This window comes from Streptomyces sp. NPDC091412, assembly GCF_044756885.1.
Lineage (GTDB): Bacteria > Actinomycetota > Actinomycetes > Streptomycetales > Streptomycetaceae > Streptomyces.
The window spans coordinates 1-20,863 of the sequence record NZ_JBIVTV010000004.1 but is presented as its reverse complement, the minus strand read 5'-3'; the positions used below and the strand labels follow the sequence as shown (position 1 = coordinate 20,863).

16 protein-coding genes and 1 rRNA gene are annotated in these 20,863 nt (G+C 71.6%); 8 read left to right on the top strand and 9 right to left on the bottom strand.

Features of this window, described 5'->3' with window-relative positions:
* The first annotated feature begins 226 nt into the window (after positions 1 to 226).
* Positions 227 to 697, top strand: a complete 471-nt coding sequence (locus ACIQMV_RS11465; protein WP_402592485.1) for an Rv3235 family protein — start codon at positions 227 to 229, stop codon at positions 695 to 697.
* Positions 698 to 786: 89 nt separating this feature from the next.
* On the opposite strand, the gene secA is transcribed toward ACIQMV_RS11465, so the two are convergent.
* Complete coding sequence (gene secA, locus ACIQMV_RS11460) at positions 787 to 3,603, bottom strand: preprotein translocase subunit SecA (protein ID WP_402592484.1); 2,817 nt, start codon at positions 3,601 to 3,603, stop codon at positions 787 to 789.
* Between the two features lie 298 nt (positions 3,604 to 3,901).
* Here secA and ACIQMV_RS11455 point away from each other — a divergent pair, with 298 nt between their 5' ends.
* Together ACIQMV_RS11455 and ACIQMV_RS11450 are read left to right on the top strand one after the other, a co-directional pair.
* Positions 3,902 to 4,480: a GNAT family N-acetyltransferase gene (locus ACIQMV_RS11455; protein WP_402592483.1), complete on the top strand. Its 579-nt coding sequence runs from the start codon at positions 3,902 to 3,904 to the stop codon at positions 4,478 to 4,480.
* 62 nt (positions 4,481 to 4,542) lie between these two features.
* The gene (locus ACIQMV_RS11450) at positions 4,543 to 5,745 is read left to right on the top strand and encodes a winged helix-turn-helix domain-containing protein (protein WP_402592482.1); all 1,203 of its coding nucleotides are present in this window, start codon (positions 4,543 to 4,545) and stop codon (positions 5,743 to 5,745) included.
* Between the two features lie 34 nt (positions 5,746 to 5,779).
* Here the strand turns inward: ACIQMV_RS11450 and ACIQMV_RS11445 are convergent, their stop codons facing one another.
* The 7 genes from ACIQMV_RS11445 to mtnA all read right to left on the bottom strand — a co-directional run bounded on the left by ACIQMV_RS11445 (position 5,780) and on the right by mtnA (position 14,694).
* Complete coding sequence (locus ACIQMV_RS11445) at positions 5,780 to 6,526, bottom strand: response regulator transcription factor (RefSeq protein WP_141360480.1); 747 nt, start codon at positions 6,524 to 6,526, stop codon at positions 5,780 to 5,782.
* A gap of 214 nt (positions 6,527 to 6,740) precedes the next feature.
* Complete coding sequence (gene hpf, locus ACIQMV_RS11440; protein WP_225078688.1) at positions 6,741 to 7,427, bottom strand: ribosome hibernation-promoting factor, HPF/YfiA family; 687 nt, start codon at positions 7,425 to 7,427, stop codon at positions 6,741 to 6,743.
* Positions 7,428 to 7,742: 315 nt separating this feature from the next.
* Positions 7,743 to 8,612: a ComF family protein gene (locus ACIQMV_RS11435; RefSeq protein ID WP_402592481.1), complete on the bottom strand. Its 870-nt coding sequence runs from the start codon at positions 8,610 to 8,612 to the stop codon at positions 7,743 to 7,745.
* 217 nt (positions 8,613 to 8,829) lie between these two features.
* Positions 8,830 to 10,680: an LpqB family beta-propeller domain-containing protein gene (locus ACIQMV_RS11430; protein WP_402592480.1), complete on the bottom strand. Its 1,851-nt coding sequence runs from the start codon at positions 10,678 to 10,680 to the stop codon at positions 8,830 to 8,832.
* Positions 10,670 to 12,748 (bottom strand): MtrAB system histidine kinase MtrB, encoded by a 2,079-nt coding sequence (mtrB, locus tag ACIQMV_RS11425; RefSeq protein WP_402592479.1) that lies wholly within the window; start codon positions 12,746 to 12,748, stop codon positions 10,670 to 10,672. The genes ACIQMV_RS11430 and mtrB overlap by 11 nt, the downstream gene beginning before the upstream one ends.
* A 1-nt stretch (position 12,749) precedes the next feature.
* Positions 12,750 to 13,439 carry a two-component system response regulator MtrA gene (mtrA, locus tag ACIQMV_RS11420; protein WP_216372785.1) on the bottom strand — a complete coding sequence of 230 codons (690 nt, stop codon included), beginning with the start codon at positions 13,437 to 13,439 and terminating at the stop codon, positions 12,750 to 12,752.
* Positions 13,440 to 13,551: 112 nt separating this feature from the next.
* Complete coding sequence (gene mtnA, locus ACIQMV_RS11415; protein ID WP_402592478.1) at positions 13,552 to 14,694, bottom strand: S-methyl-5-thioribose-1-phosphate isomerase; 1,143 nt, start codon at positions 14,692 to 14,694, stop codon at positions 13,552 to 13,554.
* 140 nt (positions 14,695 to 14,834) lie between these two features.
* On the opposite strand from mtnA, the gene ACIQMV_RS11410 reads away from it, so the two are divergent.
* From ACIQMV_RS11410 to ACIQMV_RS11390, 5 genes are read left to right on the top strand one after another with little or no spacing between them, the layout of a single operon-like run.
* The gene (locus ACIQMV_RS11410; RefSeq protein ID WP_402592477.1) at positions 14,835 to 16,214 is read left to right on the top strand and encodes a glycerophosphoryl diester phosphodiesterase membrane domain-containing protein; all 1,380 of its coding nucleotides are present in this window, start codon (positions 14,835 to 14,837) and stop codon (positions 16,212 to 16,214) included.
* A 4-nt stretch (positions 16,215 to 16,218) separates the two neighbouring features.
* Positions 16,219 to 16,998: a DUF4129 domain-containing protein gene (locus ACIQMV_RS11405; RefSeq protein WP_402592476.1), complete on the top strand. Its 780-nt coding sequence runs from the start codon at positions 16,219 to 16,221 to the stop codon at positions 16,996 to 16,998.
* The gene (locus tag ACIQMV_RS11400) at positions 16,995 to 18,191 is read left to right on the top strand and encodes a DUF4350 domain-containing protein (protein WP_402592475.1); all 1,197 of its coding nucleotides are present in this window, start codon (positions 16,995 to 16,997) and stop codon (positions 18,189 to 18,191) included. The genes ACIQMV_RS11405 and ACIQMV_RS11400 overlap by 4 nt, the downstream gene beginning before the upstream one ends.
* Positions 18,191 to 19,180: an AAA family ATPase gene (locus ACIQMV_RS11395; RefSeq protein WP_402592474.1), complete on the top strand. Its 990-nt coding sequence runs from the start codon at positions 18,191 to 18,193 to the stop codon at positions 19,178 to 19,180. The genes ACIQMV_RS11400 and ACIQMV_RS11395 overlap by 1 nt, the downstream gene beginning before the upstream one ends.
* Positions 19,180 to 20,490, top strand: coding sequence for a DUF58 domain-containing protein (locus ACIQMV_RS11390; RefSeq protein ID WP_401783056.1), 1,311 nt, complete (start codon positions 19,180 to 19,182; stop codon positions 20,488 to 20,490). Before ACIQMV_RS11395 ends, ACIQMV_RS11390 begins: the two co-directional genes overlap by 1 nt.
* Positions 20,491 to 20,585: 95 nt before the next feature.
* On the opposite strand, the gene rrf is transcribed toward ACIQMV_RS11390, so the two are convergent.
* Positions 20,586 to 20,702 (bottom strand): 5S ribosomal RNA (gene rrf / locus ACIQMV_RS11385).
* Positions 20,703 to 20,863: the final 161 nt, after the last annotated feature.

The following is a 20,863-nucleotide window of genomic DNA, read 5'->3' as shown; positions in this document are numbered from 1 at the left end:
CAGGACGGGCACGGCACACCCGGCCGCCAACGCGGCAGCCGGCACGGCAAGGACAGCCGCCAGAACGGCCCCAGGGTTCCCGGCGGCCGCAGCCCGCAGGACGGACACGACACACCCGGGCACCAACCCGGCGCCCACAGCCACCGCGGCAGCCCGCGCGGCGGGCGCGGCGGGCGCGGCCGCCGGGACTGCCCCAGGCCAAGCGGTCGCAGCCGGAACCCGTCGGGTGGGTGCCCACAGGTCCGAGCCGGGCGGCTACGCGGGCGCAGCCCGCGCCGCAGGCTCGGCAGGCTCGGCAGGCGCGGCGGGGGTCGGGCCCAGTGCTCAGGACGCCGTGCGGGCGGTCTCGCTGCCCGTCGCCACCGATCTGTTCGCCGATCGGCTGCTCGCCGTTCTCAGCGGGCAGCGGCCCGTGCACTGGATGCTCCGGCACACCGCGGGCCGGGCCTACGACGAGCTCGTCTGGCTCGCGGAGCGCGGCGCGCTGCGCACCCGCGGCGCCCGCCCCGTCGTGCGCGACATCGGCTACTACGAGCCCCGCCCGGGCGCCGTGGAGGCCTTCGCCCGCATCGGCGCGGGCGACCAGCTGCGCGCGATGGCGTTCCGCCTGGAGCAGGGCCGGGACCGGCGCTGGCGCTGCACGGCGGTGGAACTGGGCGGCCCCCGTATGCCCCGCACGAAGGACGACCTGCCCTGACGGCGAACCGCAGCCCAAGCCGAAGGGCCGGGCACCCACGGGTGCCCGGCCCTTCCCGGTACGCTGCCGGCTCTCTCAGGGAGCGCCGGTCACTTCTTGCGGCGGCGCCCGGCCTTGGCCTGCTTGCGCCGCTCCGCACGCGTGAGGCCGTCGGCCTCCGAACGCACGGGCTCGCCGTCCGTGGCGAACTCACCCTCGACGATGCCGCCCTCGCCGTCCACAGTCGGCGCCGAGAAGTGCAGGTCACGCCGCTGCGGCGCGTCCAACCCCTTGGCCCGGATCTCCGGACGCGCGCCGGCCTGCGCCGGAACTGCGTCGTGCTTCTCCAGGTCTGCCACCGGCTTCGTGTCCTCGACCGGCACCTCCTCGACCTGCTGCTCGACCTGGACCTCCAGGTTGAACAGGTAGCCGACGGACTCCTCCTTGATGCCCTCCATCATCGCGGTGAACATGTCGAAGCCCTCGCGCTGGTACTCGACCAGCGGGTCCTTCTGCGCCATCGCGCGCAGGCCGATGCCCTCCTGGAGGTAGTCCATCTCGTAGAGGTGCTCGCGCCACTTGCGGTCCAGCACCGACAGCACCACCCGGCGCTCCAGCTCACGCATGATCTCCGAGCCGAGCTGCGCCTCGCGGGCCTCGTACTGCTCGCGGATGTCGTCCTCGATGGACTCGCTGATGAACTCCGCCGTCAGACCCGCGCGGTCCCCGGCCGCCTCCTCCAGCTCCTCGATGGTGATCTTCACCGGGTAGAGCTGCTTGAAGGCGCCCCACAGCCGGTCGAGATCCCAGTCCTCCGGGAAGCCCTCGGCGGTCTCCGCCCCGACGTACGCGTCGATGGTGTCGCTCATGAAGTGGAGCACCTGCTCCTGCAGGTCCTCGCCCTCCAGGACGCGGCGCCGCTCGCCGTAGATGACCTCGCGCTGCCGGTTGAGCACCTCGTCGTACTTGAGAACGTTCTTGCGCGTCTCGAAGTTCTGCTGCTCGACCTGCGACTGGGCGGACGCGATTGCGCGCGTGACCATCTTGTTCTCGATCGGCACGTCGTCCGGGACGTTCGCCATCGACATCACGCGCTCGACCATCTGCGCCTTGAACAGACGCATCAGGTCGTCGCCCAGGGAGAGGTAGAAGCGGGACTCGCCCGGGTCGCCCTGACGGCCGCTACGACCGCGCAGCTGGTTGTCGATACGACGCGACTCGTGCCGCTCGGTGCCGAGCACGTACAGGCCGCCGAGCCGCTCGACCTCGTCCTTCTCGGCCTTGACCGCCGCCTCGGCGCGCTGCAACGCCTCCGGCAGGGCCGCCGCCCACTCCTCGATGTGCTCCTCGGGGTCGAGGCCGCGCTGGCGCAGCTCCGCCTCGGCGAGGTCCTCGGGGTTGCCGCCGAGCTTGATGTCCGTACCGCGGCCGGCCATGTTCGTCGCGACGGTCACCGCACCCTTGCGGCCGGCCTGGGCGACGATCGACGCCTCGCGCTCGTGGTGCTTGGCGTTGAGCACCTCGTGCTGGACGCCGCGCTTGCTGAGCTGCTGCGAGAGGTACTCCGACTTCTCCACCGAGGTGGTGCCGACCAGGATCGGCTGGCCCTTCTCGTGCTTCTCGGAGATGTCGTCGACGACCGCCTCGAACTTGGCGACCTCGGTGCGGTAGATCAGGTCCGCCTGGTCCTTGCGGACCATCGGCCTGTTGGTCGGGATCGGGACCACGCCGAGCTTGTAGATCTGGTGGAACTCGGCGGCCTCGGTCATCGCCGTACCGGTCATGCCGGAAAGCTTGGAGTAGAGGCGGAAGAAGTTCTGCAGGGTGATCGTGGCGAGCGTCTGGTTCTCGTCCTTGATGTCCACCCCTTCCTTCGCCTCGATCGCCTGGTGCATGCCCTCGTTGTAGCGGCGGCCGGCGAGGATACGGCCGGTGTGCTCGTCGACGATCATGACTTCGCCGTCGATGACGACGTAGTCCTTGTCGCGCTTGAAGAGCTCCTTGGCCTTGATGGCGTTGTTCAGGTAGCCGACGAGCGGGGTGTTCACCGACTCGTAGAGGTTGTCGATGCCCAGCCAGTCCTCGACCTTGGAGACACCGGCCTCGTGGATGGCGACCGTGCGCTTCTTCTCGTCGACGTCGTAGTCGCCGGTCTCCTCGACGCCCTTGAGCGGGTTGCCCGCCTCGCCCTTCTTCAGGCGGGTGACCAGCTTGGCGAAGTCGCCGTACCACTTGGTGGCCTGGTCGGCCGGGCCGGAGATGATCAGCGGCGTACGGGCCTCGTCGACGAGGATGGAGTCGACCTCGTCGACGATCGCGAAGTTGTGGCCGCGCTGGACGAGCTCGTCCTGGGACCACGCCATGTTGTCGCGGAGGTAGTCGAAGCCGAACTCGTTGTTCGTGCCGTAGGTGATGTCGCAGCCGTACTGCTCGCGGCGCTGGGCCGGCGTCATGTTCGCGAGGATGCAGCCGACGGACAGACCCAGGAACCTGTGGACGCGGCCCATCATCTCCGAGTCGCGCTCGGCCAGGTAGTCGTTGACCGTGATGATGTGCACGCCGTCGCCCGAGATCGCGTTCAGGTAGGCGGGCAGGGTGCCGACCAGGGTCTTGCCCTCGCCGGTCTTCATCTCGGCGACATACCCCAGGTGCAGGGCGGCGCCGCCCATCAGCTGGACGTCGTAGTGCCGCTGGCCGAGGACACGCTTGGCCGCCTCGCGCACCGTGGCGAACGCCTCGGGGAGCAGGTCGTCCAGGCTCTCGCCGTCCGCGTACCGCTGCTTGTACTCATCGGTGAGGGCACGCAGATCGGCGTCGGAGAGGGCGACGAAGTCCTCTTCGATGGAGTTGACCTGGCCCGCGATGCGGTGCAGCTTGCGCAGGATCTTGCCTTCGCCTGCACGCATGATCTTCGAGAGGACGGACACGGGGGTTGGTCTCCTTGCCGGTCGGGCCTGGGACGGTCGGTTTCCATTGACGTACTGAGCAACGGCCATCGTATGCGAGGACACAGCCAAGCCGGGAGGGCCTGCCGCAAGGCCACCCGTCCGCAGCTTCACGGGGACCTCAACGTGAACAACGTCCGGGGGTCGTGGATGGTGCCGTGTTCCGGCGACGTTTTGCGCGAATTGTGATCACTTCCTCACATGCCGAGAAATGCGATCAACCCCTCACACACCGGGAAAAGGGATGGCGCCTCCCGCGGCACCCGAGCAGAATCGGGCGATGGAACCCGTCACGCTCACCACCGACCGTCTGCTCCTGCGCGCGCTCGGCCCCCAGGACTCCGACGCGGTGTACGCGGCCGTGCAGGACCCCGACATCCAGCGCTGGCTCTCCCAGCTTCCTTCGCCCTACCTGCCCGAGCACGCGCAGAGCTTCACGGGGGACATGGTCCCCCTGGGCTGGGCCAACGGTTCGATGTTCACCTTCGGCCTTTTCCTCCCCGGCTCCGGAGGAGACCTCGTGGGCACGCTCGGCATAACGATGCGTTCGCTGGGCGAGGCCGAGATCGGCTACTGGGCCACGAAGGAGCACCGCGGCAACGGCTATGTGACCGAGGCCTCACTCACCGTCGCCCGCTGGGCCTTCACCCACCTCGCCGTCGACCGCCTGGAGTGGCGTGCCGAGGTCGGGAACCACGCCTCCCGCGCGGTCGCCGAACGGGTCGGCTTCACGGTGGAGGGCACGCTGCGCTCGGGGCTCAACAACAAGGGGGTACGACGGGACTGCTGGGTGGGCTCCCTGCTGCCGTCGGACCTGAGCCTGCCCTCGGCGGCGCCCTACCTGCCCGCTCCCGCCTGAGGTCGTCGGCGAAAGCGCAGCTCGGCGCGCGTTGTCGGTGCCGCCCCTTATCGTGCGATGCCATGACCTCGCTCCCGCGTCCCAGCACCGATCTCTCGGCGGACGAAGCCCGCCGTATCGCCCTGCGTGCCCAGGGTTTCCTCGGCGCACCCGACCGGCGGTCCGGTGTGCGCGGTGTCCTCCGGCACCTCGGCGCGGTCCAGCTCGACACCATCTCGGTTCTCGCCCGCTCCCACGAGCTCGTGCCCTACGCCCGCCTCGGCGCGGTCGGCCGCACAACCGTCGAGCGTGCCTACTGGGCGGCCGCGTCCACCGGCACGCCGTCGGCGCGCCCGCACGCCTTCGAGTACTGGTCGCACGCCGCCTGCATCCTGCCCATCGAGGAGTGGCCCCACTTCGCCTTCCGCCGCCGCGCCTACCGCAACCGCCCGCACTGGAACCACGAACTGCCCGACGGGGCGTACGACCAGGTCGTCAAGCAGCTGCACGCCGAGGGCCCGCTGACGGCGACGGAGCTGGGCGGGGCCAAGAAGACCAGTGAGTGGTGGGACTGGTCGGGCGCCAAGGTCGCCGTCGAGCGCGCCCTGATGTACGGCGAGGTGGTCTGCGTGGAGCGCCGGGGTTGGAAGCGGGTGTACGACCTCGCCGAGCGCGCCGTCCCCGAGGAGCTGCTGCACGACGAGCTGGACGACACCGAGTGCCTGCGCCGGCTGGTCCGCCTGGCCGGCCAGTCCCTGGGCGTGGGCACCCGCGCGGACATCGCGGACTACCACCGCCTCAAGGGCGAGCAGGTCGACGCGGTGATCGGGGACTCCGGGCTAGTCCCGGTCACGGTCGAGGGCTGGGGCAAGCCGGCCTGGGCGGACCCGGAGGCGCTGGCCACACCCCCGCGCGGCCGCCACCGCACCACTCTGCTGTCGCCCTTCGACTCGCTGGTCTGGGAGCGGGCGCGCACCGAGCGGATCTTCGGCTTCACCCACCGCCTGGAGGCCTACGTCCCCAAGCCCAAGCGGGTCCACGGCTACTTCGCGATGCCCGTGCTCGCCGGCGGCCGCCTCGTCGGCCGCGTGGACCCCGCCCGGGAGGGCCGCACCCTCGTGGCCAAGCAGGTCACCCTGGACGGCGTACAGTCCGTACCCGCCGTCGCCCAGGCGCTCGTCGAGGCGGCGAGCTGGGTGGACTGCACGGACGTACGCGTGGAACGGGTGGAACCGCCCGAGCTGCGCCAGCCCCTCGTGCGGGAACTCTCCCGCGCCGTCGGCTGACCTTCCGGGCAGCCCCGCCGGGCCTTACCGGGCCCTACCGAATCTCGAGGATCTTCTCCCGCATCGCGTAGACCACCGCCTCCATCCTGGAGTGCAGCTGGAGCTTCTCCAGGATGTTGCGGACGTGGTTCTTCACCGTGTTCTCGGAGATGAACAGTTCCTTGGCGATGTCCCTGTTGTTCATCCCCGTGGCGACGAGCTTGAGGACCTCCAGCTCACGGTCGGTCAGCCGGGGGGCGGGGACGAGGCGGCGTTCATCGGTCCGCTGGATCATCGACTTGAATTCGGTGAGCAGCTTCGACGCCATGGAGGGGCTGATCTGCGACTGCCCGTCGGCCACGGCGCGAATGGCGGTGGACACCTCGTCCGTGGAGATCTCCTTGAGGAGGTAGCCGGTGGCGCCGGCCTTGATCGCCTCGTAGAGGTCGGCCTCCTCGTCGCTGATCGTCAGCATGATGATCTTGGCGCTGGGCGCGACCTCCTTGATGGACGTGCACGCCTCGATCCCGCCGCGCTTGGGCATGCGTACGTCCATCAGCACGATGTCGGGCAGCAGGTCGGCGGCCTTGTCGACGGCTTCGGCCCCGTCACCCGCCTCGCCGACCACCTGGATGTCCTCCTCGGCGGCGAGCACGATCTCCAGGCCGCGACGGAAGAGGGCGTGGTCGTCCACGACAAGGACTCTGATCGGCTCCTTGCGCGCGGTGCCCGCCTCCGGTGCCACGCCGACGACGCCGCCGTCGGCGTCCTCGTCCCTCATCGGTCCGAAGCTGTCCGCCATCGTTGTTCCTCCCCCTGAGGCTGTGGCCCGGTCTGTGGTGCGGTGGCCAACCCAAGGCAACGGCCCATCGGTTGGGCCGTTGCCGCCATGATTCCATGCCCGGCCGACACTGCGGTGACCAAGCGGCGTGTGAAGGGGGCGCACACCGGTGCCCCTGGGGGCGCACACCGCGCTCCAGGGGCACCGTCGCAGCTGTTGTTGTCGCCGGGGCGGCTCAACCGCCCAGTGTGCCGCCCGCCTCGGGCGCCTGAGTGACCATCGTGTCCGTCCGGAGGTGGATCACCCCGTAGTCATAGGCATGCCGCCGGTAGACGACGCTGGGTTCCTTGGTCTCGGAGTCGACGAAGAGATAGAAGTCGTGCCCGACCAGCTCCATCTCGTAGAGGGCCTGGTCGAGGGTCATCGGGGAGGCGACGTGGGTCTTCTCGCGGACGACGAGGGGTCCGTCCCCCTGCACCTCCAGCGAGCCGACCTTCTTGGTGGGCACCTGGCCCGCTTCCGCTTCCGTGACGGTCTGACCGCTGCCGTTCAGGGTCGCCGCACCGGGAACGTGGTCGGGGACCTCGGCGGCCGAGATCCGTCGTGCGCCACGCCGCGAGAAACGCTTGTCGTGCTGCTTGCGCAGCCGGGCACCGAGCTTCTCCGCCGCCAGGTCGAGCGCGGCGTACGGATCGCTGGCCGCTGCCTCCGCCCGGATCACCGGACCGCGGGAGCGGAGCGTGATCTCCACCCGGTCGCAGCGGTCGGCTTGTCGGGGGTTGGGCTCCTTGGACACCTCGACGTCGAGGCTGATCACCTTGCCATCGAGCTTCTGGATCTTCTCCAGGTTCAGCTTCTCGGCCACGTGCTTGCGGAACCGCTCGGGCACCTCGGTCTTGCGGCCCTTGACGACGATGTCCACGCAGAACTCCGTTCCCGGATCGCTCCGCTCCGACGGCGGAGCATCTCCCTTGTGCACCCGGTTCCGGTGAGCTCCGGAACCTCGGACTCGGTGACGTCCACCTCCTCCTCCCCCGCGGGCGAGATCTCCACCCGGCCGGTACGGGTGATAGCGAAAACCCGCAACACGGCGTTCGGATATGACGGGGATGGCCTGCGCCTTTCCCTCACAACCCGAACATATCTCGCCCGGACGGATGACGTCACCCTCTACTGCGGCGTACCTCCGTTCAGGTGAATTGACCCACTCATTACCTGCAACGATGCAAGTACTCAGTCAGTTCCGGTCTATTCCGAAGGAATCCGGAGAGGCCGCGACGGACGCCGCGCAGACCACCTCGCCGGCGCCGTACACCCACGTCATTTCGGGTGTTCCATACACCGAGTTCCCCTCCTCCTGCTCCTTCTGCCTTGATCTCGACTTCTGTTTCCTCATCCCTTCCCGGCCCCGCGCCGTGTACACGGCCGCCGTGACCGCCCGCGCCGCCTCCGCCAACGAGGCTCCGGTCGTCATGACGTCGTCGACCAGCACCACCGGACCGCTCAGCAGCAGTCGCGCACCGCCCGCGGCCACCTCCAGCGCGCCCGCGAGGTTCTCGAGCCGCTGCCGGGAGGTCAGCCCCGACTGGTCCGCCACGACGCGCCGCTGGCGCAGCACCGCCAGGGCCCGGGCCGGCGTCCCGGACCGCCGCAGCCCACCGGCCGCCGCGAGCGCGATCCGCCGCGCGGGATCGTGCCCCCGGGCCCGCACCGCCTGCCGCGCGGACGGCACGGGGACGAGCAGCACGGCACCACCTGCCACGCCACCGGCCGCCCCGGCTCCCGCTCCCGTTCTCCCCGCTCCCGTCGCCGCCGCCCGCAGCCCGGCCCGCACCGCACCCGCCAGCGCCGTACCCAGCGGGCGCGCGAGACCCAGTGCGCCCCGCTCCTTGTGGGCGAGCAGGGCCGCCCGCACCGCGTCCGCGTACGGCGCCGCCGCGTACACCGCAGGCAGTCCGGACGGCTCCGGCACCGGTCGCACCCGGCGTGGTGCGCCCCGGCTCAGGGCGGCACGGCACCGAGGACAGAGCACCGTGCGAGGCCTGCCGCAGCCGCCGCACTCGGTCGGCAGCACCAGGTCGGTGAGGTCCTGCCACCACCCGTGCATGTCTTCCACTGTGCCTACGGCGCACCGTCCCGGCCAGCCCTGTGGACAACCCCCTGTGGACAACTCCCCCCCACCGTCACCGGGGCTTCCCCCACACGGGCGACCAAGGGATGCCCCGGCCCGCTCGGGAGGGAGGGAGGTAGGGAGGGAGGATAGAAGGCTCTCAGCCCGGTCGGGAGGGAGGAAAACGCTCAGCCCGGTCGGGACGGAAGGCCGCTCACCCCGGGTAGACCGGCGCCAACCCGTCCTTGACCACCTTCTGCCACTGCGTCCCGGACGGCAGCCGGACGATCCCGTCCTCCGAGGAGTACGCCACCAGCGGCGACCGGTCGTCCTCGGCCGCGGCGAGCGTCTGCACCCCCGTGAGCGCCGCCGGCGGCGGGCCCTCCGGCGTGGAGCCGTCGACCTGGACGTACCGCATCGTCTGCACGCCCCCCTTCTCCCGCCCGGCCACCACGAGGCGGCTGTCGCCGGCCCACGACATGGCGGTGACGTCCTCCAGCTCCGGAGCCGCCGAACGCAGTTCGCGCACCGACACCACCGGCCGGTCCCCGGCCTTGTCGTCGCGTTCGATCCGCCCGACGAGCAGGGATTTGCTGTCGTTCTCCGCCCGCACGACCAGGGCGATCCGTACCCCGTCGGCGGCCACCCGCACCGCGTCGACACGGCCCTTCAGCCCGGGGACGCGCACGTCGAGCGGCTGGCCCTCGCCCTGCTCCAACACCACCAGCCGCGGTCGGGCGGGATCGCGGTCGGCCACCCACAGGTCACCGCGCGCGTCCCAGCTCGGTACCGTCAGCCGGTCACCCTCGGCCTTGCCCTGGCTCCGCAGGACCGGCGCGTCGTGGGCTCCGCCCTCCACGAGGGAGCCCACGAACAGCGACTTGCCGTCGTCGCCGACCCCGGCTGCCGTGCGCTCGTCCCACGACACCGCCGCCGCCTGGAGCTTCTGGACACCCTCACCCAGCGCCCCCGGCACGGGTTCGGCGCCCATGGCGGTGCCGCCGCCGGCGATCCGCACCAGCCGCTGCTTGTCGTCGACGTAGTACAGGTAGTCGGGCCGCTTCACCGACCCGCGCGTGGCGACGGCCTCGGCCTGTTCCTCCTCGAGCGAGCACAGTGTGCCGCCGTCGGCGCGCTGGAGCGTGACGGTGTCCACGGTGGGTGTCAGGTTCTGCAGCGTGAACAGCAATTGGGTCGCCATCTCCCGGCACTTCTCGCGCCCGACCCCGGAGGCCTTCTCGTTCAGCGGCACCGTCAGCCGGTTCTGGTCGTCGGGCGCCAGCGAGGTGACCCCGCGGCGCAGCTCCGTCCCGGCAGGGAAGCTCGAACTGACCGCCGGCTCGAGCCAGCGCGTGGGCCCGCTCAGCACGGAGCGCACCACCTGCGTCATCGCGTCCACGCGCCGGCGCACGAAGACGGGATCGGAGACGGCGGTCGCCGATGTGGCCGAATCCGCCCAGGTGTTGGAGGCGAAGTAGTACTTGTTGACGGACATGTAGTTGCGCTGGAAGTCCGACTGCCCCATGACGACGCCCTGCGGCAGCACGTCGATGCGCCACTGCCCGCTCTTCTTGTCCCGCGTCAGATGAACCGGCTGACTGTACCCGCCGCGCATCGGCGTGTACGACTGCTGCACGTCAACCCGGGCCACCTTCTCGCCGGTCAGCGTGAACGCGTAGTCGTCGCTGTTGTCGTGGCTGGTGTCGTGCCCCGTGGTGCGGTCGACCTGGATGTCCGGGCCGCCCGCGAGCACGGTCGTGGACTGCTCCGGCCGCCAGCGCCCCGACGCCGTCCCCGTCAGATACTGACGCGCCGTCGCATACTGCGGATCGTCACTGGTCAGGGCCTCCAGAAAGCCCTGCACGATCTCCGCGGGCGGGGCATCCTCCCGGGGCGGCATGGCGAACACCCGCAGCTGGCTGTCCTGGCGCGGGGTGGACTCCACGTCCCGCAGATCCCCGCTGTCCGGCATCGAGGCGCACCCCGCCAGCAGTACGGCCCCGCAAGCGGCGTACGCCACCGCGCGCACCGGCCGCCGCACGCCCCCCACGCGGTCAGCGCCCACGAAATGCCTCCCCTTGCTGTGTCACGTCGTCCCGCGGCCCGGCTTCCTCGGCGGCAGCGGAGTCCGAAGGCCCCTTCGCTGCGGCGTCCACGGCGGCCGCCGCCTCCTGCCGTCGCCCGCCCGCGGCCGGCCGGGGCACCACACGCGCGCCGTTGCCGGGCAGCGCCGTCGGATCGGCCGTCGGGGCCACCGCCGCCGACCGGGACGCGATCGGGTCCCGTGAGGACACCATCCGCTCACCCGTCGCCTGGACCGGCACGGTGGCACGCTTCCCGCCCGGCAGACCGGCGTCGTCGAGCCCGCGGTTGCGGCGCGAGTCCTTCGGCTCCAGCGGGACGGGCGAGCCCCGCAGCGGCTCGTCCGCGGTCCTCGGCAGCGTCAGGCGGAACTGCGAGCCGCCGCCCGGCTCGCCCCACGCCTGAAGCCAGCCGCCGTGCAGCCGGGCGTCCTCCAGGGCGATCGACAGCCCCAGACCGGTACCGCCCGTGGTGCGGGCGCGCGCCGGATCCGCCCGCCAGAAGCGGCTGAACACACGAGTCGCCTCACCCGGCTTGAGCCCGACGCCGTAGTCGCGCACCGCGACCGCGACCGCGCCGCCCGCCGCCGCGAGTTTGACGACGACGTCCCTGCCGTCGCCGTGCTCAACAGCGTTGACGACCAGATTGCGCAGGATGCGCTCCACACGCCGGGCGTCGGCCTCCGCGACGACCGGCTGCTGGTCGCCGACGACCCGTATCCGCGTCCTTTTGCGTTCCGCGAGCGGCGCGGCGCCGCTGACGACCCGGTGAACGACCTCCCTGAGGTCGATCGGCTCGGCCTCCAGCGCCGCCGCGCCCGCGTCGAAACGGCTGATCTCCAGCAGGTCCGCGAGCAGCGACTCGAACCGGTCGAGCTGGTCGGCGAGCAGTTCCGCCGAGCGGGCGGTGACCGGGTCGAAGTCCTCGCGCGCCTCATGGATGACGTCGGCGGCCATCCGCACGGTCGTCAACGGCGTGCGCAGCTCGTGCGAGACGTCGGAGACGAACCGGCGCTGCATCCGCGACAGCTCCTCCAACTGCTGGATCTTCAGCTGAAGGTTCTGCGCCATCTTGTTGAAGGCCTCGCCGAGTCGCGCGATGTCGTCCTCACCGGTGACCTTCATCCGCTCCTGGAGCCGCCCGGCCGACAGCCGCTCGGCGATCCCGGCCGCCATCCGCACCGGCGTGACGACCTGCCGCACCACCAGCCAGGCGACGGCTCCGAGAAGTACGACGACGAACAGACCGGCCGTCGCCAGCGTGCCCTTGACCAGGCTCAGCGACTTCTCCTCCTGGGTGAGCGGGAAGAGGTAGTACAGCTGGTACGGATCGCCGTTGGGGTCGTTGACCTGCTTGCCGATGACCAGCGCGGGCTGGGAGCCCTTGTCGCCGCCCTGGTAGACGATGCGGGCGTAACTCTGGGCGGCCACCACGCCGTTGTTGACGCGGGCGCGCAGCTCCTCCGGAACGCTCGCCGTGGGATCCACGCCGCCGGAGGCGCGCGGACCGCGCCCGCCACCGCTGTCGTCGCCGGCGGGCAGCGTGACCACGTCGAAGGCGCCCTGTCCGCCGCTGGACAGCGACGACACCAGGTCGCTCATCCACTGGATGACGTTCTGCGAGGAGTGGCCGTCAGCGGCGGAGACGTCGTCGCCGGGACCGGTCGCCGCCTCGTCGGCCCGTTGCTTGGCCACCGCGAAACCACCGGTGGCCTGGCTCTGCGAGGCCTTCACCTTGGCGTCGAGCAGTCCGTTGCGCACTTGGCCGATGACGACGAAACCCAGCAGCAGTACGACGCCCAGCGACATCAGCAGGGTGGTCGCGACGACCCTGAGCTGGATGTTGCGCCGCCACAGCCGCATCACGGGCAGCAGCGGCCGGCGCACCCAGCGCAGAAACAGACGCAGGACCGGGCTGCCCTGGACACCGCCGTGCAGCAGCCCGCCCTCCAGGAGGCGTCCCCAGCGGGAGCCGGCGGTCGTCCGGCCGACAGGCCGCCCCGCGCCGGCCCCGGAACCCCCGGGCGCCGAAGCGGCGCTGTCCCCCGACACGTCAGCTCGGTCCGGCCTTGTAACCGACACCGCGGACGGTCACCACGATCTCCGGCTTCTCCGGGTCCTTCTCGACCTTGGAGCGCAGCCGCTGCACGTGCACGTTCACCAGGCGGGTGTCGGCCGCGTGCCGGTAGCCCCAGACCTGCTCCAGGAGCACCTCGCGGGTGAACACCTGCCACGGCTTGCGGGCCAGCGCGACCAGCAGGTCGAACTCCAGCGGCGTCAGCGCGATCGACTGCCCGTCCCGCTTCACGGAGTGACCCGCGACATCGATGACGAGGTCGCCGATGGCGAGCTGCTCCGGTGCGGGCTCCTCCGACCTGCGCAGCCGCGCCCGGATACGGGCCACCAGCTCCTTCGGCTTGAACGGCTTCACGATGTAGTCGTCGGCGCCGGACTCCAGGCCCACGACGACATCCACGGTGTCACTCTTGGCTGTCAGCATCACGATCGGCACCCCGGACTCCGCCCTGATCAGGCGGCACACCTCGATGCCGTCGCGGCCGGGCAGCATCAGGTCGAGCAGGACCAGATCGGGTTTCGCCTCACGAAAGGCGGCCAGCGCCTTGTCGCCGTCGGCCACGAAAGACGGCTCGAAACCTTCACCACGCAGCACGATCCCGAGCATCTCGGCCAGTGCGGTGTCGTCGTCGACGACAAGGACTCGTCCCTTCATAACCGACATCATCCCATTCTCGTAACGGTGGCGAAGATCCAGGTGAGACAGCTCACTGGCCTGTGACGATAGTCGTACTGAGCCGTCACTGTCTGCCTGCGGCCCGAGAACGGGGTGCCGGTGCTCAGTCTGTCGTGGTCCCCCTCGACCTGGCGCACAATTCGGCCAGTCCCTTGGCGGTCACCGGCGAGACGGCTCCCTCCTCGGTGACGATCGCCGTCACCAGCTCCGGCGGGGTCACGTCGAACGCCGGGTTGTACGCCTGCGTGCCCAGTGGCGCGACCGGGAGACCGCTGCCGGCTCCCGTGACCGGGACCTGGGGCGCGATGAACTCGGTCACCTCGTAGCCCGGCCGCTGCTCGACCTCGATCGCCGCGCCGTCCGGGGTCGCCGGGTCCACTGTCGTCACCGGCGCCACCACGATGAACGGCACGTGGTGGTAACGCGCGAGCACCGCGAGCGGATAGCTGCCCACCTTGTTCGCCACCGAGCCGTCGGCGGCGATACGGTCCGCGCCGATCAGCACGGCGTCCACCTCACCGGCCGCGAACAGGGAGCCCGCCGCGTTGTCGGTGAGCAGGGTGTACGACATGTCGTTGCGAGCCGCCTCGTACGCCGTCAGACGGGCGCCCTGGAGCAATGGCCGGGTCTCGTCCACCCACAGCCGCCGCAGCCGTCCGGCTCGATGCGCCGCGAGCGCCACCGCGAACGCCGTGCCCTCCCCACCCGAGATCAGCGACCCGGTGTTGCAGTGGGTGAGGACGCGGTGCCCGCCGCCGGGCAGCAGCTCGTCCAGCAGCGCCAGCCCGTGCTCGGCCATCCGCGCGCTGGCCCGGGCGTCCTCCTGGTGCAGCTGCCGCGCCGCGGCCAGCGCCGCCGAGGCGGCCTGTCCGGGGTCGCCGGTCCTGGCGAGCGCCGCCTGATGGGCGGACCGCGCCCGGCGCACACCGACGGAGAGGTTCACCGCCGTGGGCCGGGCAGCCGCCAGCGCGGTCGCGGCCTCGTCCACGTCGAAGCCGCGCGCGGCGGCGAGCGCGACGCCGTACGCCCCGGCGATGCCGAGCACCGGCGCCCCGCGCACGGCCAGCGACCGGATCGCCTCCACCAGAGCGGGCGCGTCCGTGCACACCAACTCGACCTCCTCGGCGGGAAGCCTGGTCTGGTCGAGGAGGACCAGCACCGGGCCCTCGGGCGGCTCTTCCCAGCGGATCGCCGAGGTACCGGCCGCCCGGTCGTCCTCGCGGGTCTGCGCGTACTGATCAGCCATGCCGTCAGTGTGCCCCCTGTCCGGCGGACAATTGAAGGTACGCAGCCATCAGCACCGCCGGTCGCCCGAAGACCACCCCATGGCACGATGGCAGCCAACCTGCCGCCGCGACGGCGGACGGGCACCGTGAAGGAGCGACGATGACTGACACTCCGGGCTGGGCCTCGCCCGGATCCGCCCCGTCCGACGGACAGGAGACCGGCGCGTCCGGACCTGCCGACGCCGCCGGCCGCCCCGACGCCGCACCACCCGCGGACCACTCGGGCGAGCAGCCGCAGGGCCCCGGCGTGAAGTGGTCCAAGGAGCAGCCGCCGCCGGGGCCGGGCCAGTGGTCCGCGCCCACGGGAGCCCCGGCCCCCGGCCAGGCACCACCGCCACCCGCCGGCCCCGCCTGGGGCGGACAGCCCCCGGCCGGCTACGGCCCTGGCGGTCAAAACCCTGGTGGTTACGGCGGCCCGGGTGGTTACGGCGCTCCCGGTTACGGCGGTCCCGCCGGCTACGGCGCCTGGGGCGGCGCCGGCTGGGGCGGCCCGCCCCCCGCGGCCAAGCCCGGCGTGATCCCGCTGCGCCCGCTGGGCGTGGGCGAGATCCTCGACGGCACGGTGTCCACCATGCGCGCCCACTGGCGCACCGTCCTGGGCATCACCCTGGTCGTCGCGGTCTTCTCCCAGATCATCGCCATCCTGGTGCAACGCCTGGTCCTCGACAGCACGAGCAACCAGGTCCTCAGCGACCCGAACGCCACCCCCGGCGAGGTCGGCCGCGCCATGGGCAACGCCCTGCTCGGCTCCGGCGCCGTCCTCATCGTCTCCCTGGTCGCCACCGTCATGGCCACCGCACTGCTCACGACGGTCACCAGCCGCGCGGTCCTCGGCAAGCCGGTCACCACCGCGGAGGCCTGGCGGGACGCCCGCCCCCAGGTGCTCAAACTGTTCGGGCTCGTCACCCTGCTGCTCATCATCTGCCTCGGCGTCATCGCCGTCGGCGTGCTGCCCGGCATCCTCGTCGCCACCACGTCCTCGCCCCTGGGGGGCATAGCACTGGCCCTCTTGGGCGGCCTGGCCGCCTGCGTACCCGCCCTGTGGCTGGCGGTCCGCTTCTCGCTCGCCTCGCCCGCCCTGATGCTGGAGAAGCAGGGCATCGCCAAGTCGATGAGCCGCTCCGCCAAACTGATCCGCGGCTCCTGGTGGCGCGTCTTCGGCATCCAGCTGCTGGCGGGACTCATCGCGGGCCTCGTCTCCGCGGTCATCGCCGTCCCCTTCTTCGCCCTCGCCCTGGTCTTCGACGGGGGCGGCATGTCCGCCTTCCTCAGCGGCACCCCGAACGTCGGCTGGGCCTACCTGATCATCACCGGGATCGGGGCCGTGCTCGGCTCCACGGTCACCTTCCCGATCACGGCCGGTGTCACCGTGCTGCTCTACATCGACCAGCGCATCCGCCGCGAGGCCCTCGACCTCGACCTGGCCCGTGCCGCGGGCGTCCAGGGATACGGATCCGACGCACCAGCCTCCGGGAGCTGATGCCGTGAGCCTGGCGGGGGGAGTTCTCACAGCACTGCCGGCGTTCCCACACGCCGTGGACAAAGCACTGCGGATCGCGCTGCACACGCGCGGCACGGCCCTGGCACAGTCGCGCTCCGCGGCCGAGCCACCGGTGACCGTCCCACGCGACCCGGCACGCGAGGCGGCCCGGCGCGAACTGTCCAAGCCGATGTACCACGAGCACGACCCGGGCCTGCTCCAACGCGCCCTGAACGCCTTCTGGAACTGGGTCGGCAAACTGTTCGACTCCGCCTCGGTCGCCACCCCGGGCGGGAGCGTCGGACTGATCGTCGTCATCGTGGCCGTCCTCGCCGTGCTCGGTGCCCTGTGGTGGCGCCTCGGCACACCGCGCCGCGAACCCACTTCCTCCGCCGCCCTGTTCGACGACCGCCCCCGCAGCGCCGCCGAACACCGCGCCGCCGCCGAGGCACACGCCGTCCAGGGCCACTGGAACCAGGCCGTCCAGGAACGCATGCGCGCCATCGTCCGCTCCCTGGAGGAACGAGCCCTGCTCGACGTCCGCCCCGGCCGCACCGCCGACGAGGCCGCCGCCGAGGCCGGCCGCGCCCTCCCCGCGCACACCGACCGGCTGCGCGCCGCCGCCCGGGACTTCGACGACGTCACATACGGCGGCCGCCAGGCGACCGAAGCGGCGTACCACCGCATCGCCGAACTCGACCGCGACCTCGAACGCACCAGGCCCCAACTCGCCGGCACCGGCCACGACACGGCCCCCACCGGCCGCCAGGGAGCCGCCGGATGACCACCGAGGCCACGCTCCCCTCCACCTCGGTCTCGCGCACCGGCCGCCAGGTGTGGACCCGCACGCGCGGGATCCTGCTCGCCCTCGTCCTCCTCCTGGCCGCCGCCGTCGCGATCGCCGCGGTCCAGTCGGGCGCCCAGCACGGCCGCCTGGACCCGCGCTCCGCCGACCCCTACGGCAGCCGCGCCGTCGCCGCGCTCCTCGCCGACCACGGGGTGTCCACACGTGTGGTCACCACCCTCGGCCAGGCACGCGCCGCCGCCGGATCCGACACCACCCTGCTGGTCGCCGTCCCCGACCTGCTGACGGACGGACAGCAGTCCCGGCTGCGCCACGCGACCGACGCCACCGGCGGACGCACCGTTCTCATCGCCCCCGATTTTCCCTCCGTCAGCGGCCTGGCGCCGGGCGTCACCGCGGCGAACACACCCAGTTTCGACACCACTCTCTCCCCCGGCTGCGCCCTGCCCGCCGCCCGCCGCGCCGGCACCGCGGACACCGGCGGCGGCATCCGCTACTCCACCACCGTCAAGAACGCGGACGCCTGCTACCCCAGCGACGGCCTGCCCACCCTGCTGCGCACCCCGCAGACCACCAAGGGCGGCGACACCGTCGTCCTCGGCACCCCCGACATCCTCTACAACAACCGCCTCGCCAAGCAGGGCAACGCCTCGCTCGCCCTGCAACTCCTCGGCTCCCGCCCCCATCTGGTCTGGTACCTCCCCTCGCTCTCCGACGCGTCGGCCCCCGACACCGGCGACCGCGACTTCTTCGATCTGCTCCCCTCGGGCTGGCTCTGGGGCACCCTGCAACTCTTCGTCGCCGCGGCCCTGGCCGCCCTGTGGCGGGCACGCCGGCTCGGTCCCCTCGTGCCCGAAAAACTCCCCGTGGCGATCCGCGCCTCCGAAACCGTCGAAGGCCGCGCCCGCCTCTACCGCAAGGCGAACGCCCGCGACCGCGCCGCCACCGCTCTTCGCTCCACCACACGCACCCGCCTGGCTCCCCTCGTCGGCATCCCCGTCACCCAGGCGCACACGCCCGAGGCCCTGCTCCCCGCCCTGTCCGCCCGCCTCCACGGCGAGGGACAGTCCCTGCACGACCTGCTCTTCGGCCCGCCGCCCGGCGACGACGCGGCCCTCGTCACCCTCGCCGACCGACTCGACGCCCTCGAAAGAGAGGTACGCCGTCCATGATGGACCCGACCACTGACAACGCCGGGCACACCGGGGACACGGGCCACGCCCGGTCCTCCCTGGAGGCCCTGCGCGCCGAGATCGCCAAGGCCGTGGTCGGCCAGGATCCCGCCGTGACCGGTCTCGTCGTCGCCCTCCTCTGCCGTGGACACGTCCTCCTCGAAGGAGTCCCCGGAGTGGCGAAGACCCTGCTCGTCCGCACGCTCGCCGCCGCGCTCGACATCGGCACCAAGCGCGTCCAGTTCACCCCCGACCTGATGCCGAGCGACGTGACCGGCTCGCTGGTCTACGACGCCCGCACCGCCGAGTTCTCCTTCCAGCCCGGCCCGGTCTTCACCAACCTCCTCCTCGCCGACGAGATCAACCGCACCCCTCCCAAGACCCAGTCGTCGCTGCTGGAGGCCATGGAGGAGCGCCAGGTCACCGTCGACGGCACCCCGCGCCCGCTCCCCGATCCCTTCCTGGTCGTCGCGACCCAGAACCCGGTCGAGTACGAGGGCACGTACCCCCTCCCCGAGGCCCAGCTGGACCGCTTCCTCCTCAAGCTGACCATCCCGCTGCCCTCCCGTCAGGACGAGATCGACGTCCTCACCCGCCACGCCGACGGCTTCAACCCGCGCGACCTGCGCGCCGCTGGTGTACGCCCCGTGGCCGGCCGCGCCGACCTGGACGCGGCCCGCGCCGCGATCGCCAGGACGACCGTCTCCCCCGAGATCACGGCCTACGTCGTCGACATCTGCCGGGCGACCCGGGAATCACCGTCCCTGGCCCTCGGCGTCTCCCCGCGCGGAGCGACGGCGCTGCTGTCGACGTCCCGTGCGTGGGCCTGGCTGACCGGTCGCGACTACGTCATCCCCGACGACGTCAAGGCACTGGCCCTGTCCACCCTGCGCCACCGGGTCCAGCTGCGCCCGGAGGCCGAGATGGAAGGCGTGACCGCCGATTCGGTGATCAACGCGATCCTCGCTCACGTGCCGGTCCCCCGCTGATGGCCCTCACCGGACGCGCCGCGCTCCTCGCGGCCCTCGGCTCCCTCCCCGTCGGCATCTGGGACCCGGGCTGGTCGGGCATCCTCGCCGTGAACGCGCCCCTGGCCGTGGCCTGCGCCTGCGACTACGCCCTGGCGGCGCCGGTGCGACGCCTCGGCCTGACCCGTTCCGGGGACACCTCCGTGCGCCTGGGCGAGAGCGCCGACATCACCCTCACGGTCACCAACCCCTCACGCCGCCTGCTGCGCGCCCGGCTCCGTGACGCCTGGCCCCCCAGCAGTTGGCAGCCGGGCACCGAAATGACGGCCTCCCGGCATCGCCTGAGAGTGCCGCCCGGCGAACGGCGCCGTGTCACCACGCGCCTGCGCCCCACCCGTCGCGGCGACCGCCAGGCCGACCGCGTGACGGTCCGTTCCTACGGCCCTCTCGGGCTGGTCGCCCGCCAGGGCACCCACAAGGTCCCCTGGACGGTACGCGTGCTGCCGCCGTTCACCAGCCGCAAGCACCTGCCCTCGAAACTCGCCCGACTGCGGGAACTCGACGGCCGCACCAGTGTGCTCATCCGAGGAGAGGGAACGGAGTTCGACAGCCTGCGCGAGTACGTCCCCGGTGACGACACCCGCTCCATCGACTGGCGTGCCACCGCCCGCCAGTCCTCGGTCGCCGTCCGTACCTGGCGCCCCGAACGCGACCGGCACATCCTGCTCGTCCTGGACACCGGCCGTACCTCCGCGGGCCGTGTGGGCGACGCCCCGCGCCTGGACGCCTCCATGGACGCCGCCCTGCTCCTCGCGGCCCTCGCCTCCCGCGCCGGCGACCGCGTGGACCTCCTCGCCTACGATCGCCGGGTTCGCGCCCTCGTCCAGGGCCGCTCCGCAGGCGATGTCCTGCCGTCCCTGGTCGACGCCATGGCGGCACTGGAACCCGAACTCGTCGAGACGGACGCCCGGGGCCTTACGGCCACAGCCCTGCGTACGGCACCGCGCCGGTCGCTGATCGTCCTGCTGACCAGCCTGGACGCGGCGCCCGTCGAGGAGGGCCTGCTGCCCGTGCTTCCTCAACTCACCCAGCGCCACACGGTCCTGGTGGCCTCGGTGGCGGATCCGCTGGTGACACAGATGGCCGCGTCCCGGGGAAGCGTGGACGCGGTCTACGAGGCCGCCGCCGCGGCGACGGCGCAGACCGAACGCCACCGCACCGCCGAGCAACTCCGCCGCCACGGAGTCACCGTCGTCGACGCCGCACCGGACGATCTGGCGCCGGCGCTGGCAGACGCCTATCTGGCGCTGAAGACAGCGGGGAGGCTTTGAAAGAGAGAGCAGGGGACAGGGGCGTAAGCCTCTGGTCCGGTGCGTAAACGCAGAAAACCCCCGTGCCGAATGGCACGGGGGTTTTCTTAAAATTTGTTCGGCGGCGTCCTACTCTCCCACAGGGTCCCCCCTGCAGTACCATCGGCGCTGTGAGGCTTAGCTTCCGGGTTCGGAATGTAACCGGGCGTTTCCCTCACGCTATGACCACCGAAACACTATGAAACAATCAACCGCAGCCACACAAACGGCTACGACGGTTGTTCGTGGTTTCAGAACCAACACAGTGGACGCGAGCAACTGAGGACAAGCCCTCGGCCTATTAGTACCGGTCACCTCCACACCTCACGGTGCTTCCAGATCCGGCCTATCAACC

Coding starts and splice junctions, on each gene's coding strand:
- ACIQMV_RS11455 (WP_402592483.1), top strand. CDS start 3,902: ATGGAACCCGTCACGCTCACCACCGACCGTCTGCTCCTGCGCGCGCTC.
- ACIQMV_RS11450 (WP_402592482.1), top strand. CDS start 4,543: ATGACCTCGCTCCCGCGTCCCAGCACCGATCTCTCGGCGGACGAAGCC.
- ACIQMV_RS11445 (WP_141360480.1), bottom strand. CDS start 6,526: ATGGCGGACAGCTTCGGACCGATGAGGGACGAGGACGCCGACGGCGGC.
- ACIQMV_RS11435 (WP_402592481.1), bottom strand. CDS start 8,612: ATGCACGGGTGGTGGCAGGACCTCACCGACCTGGTGCTGCCGACCGAG.
- mtrA (WP_216372785.1), bottom strand. CDS start 13,439: ATGATGTCGGTTATGAAGGGACGAGTCCTTGTCGTCGACGACGACACC.
- mtnA (WP_402592478.1), bottom strand. CDS start 14,694: ATGGCTGATCAGTACGCGCAGACCCGCGAGGACGACCGGGCGGCCGGT.
- ACIQMV_RS11410 (WP_402592477.1), top strand. CDS start 14,835: ATGACTGACACTCCGGGCTGGGCCTCGCCCGGATCCGCCCCGTCCGAC.
- ACIQMV_RS11400 (WP_402592475.1), top strand. CDS start 16,995: ATGACCACCGAGGCCACGCTCCCCTCCACCTCGGTCTCGCGCACCGGC.
- ACIQMV_RS11395 (WP_402592474.1), top strand. CDS start 18,191: ATGGACCCGACCACTGACAACGCCGGGCACACCGGGGACACGGGCCAC.
- ACIQMV_RS11390 (WP_401783056.1), top strand. CDS start 19,180: ATGGCCCTCACCGGACGCGCCGCGCTCCTCGCGGCCCTCGGCTCCCTC.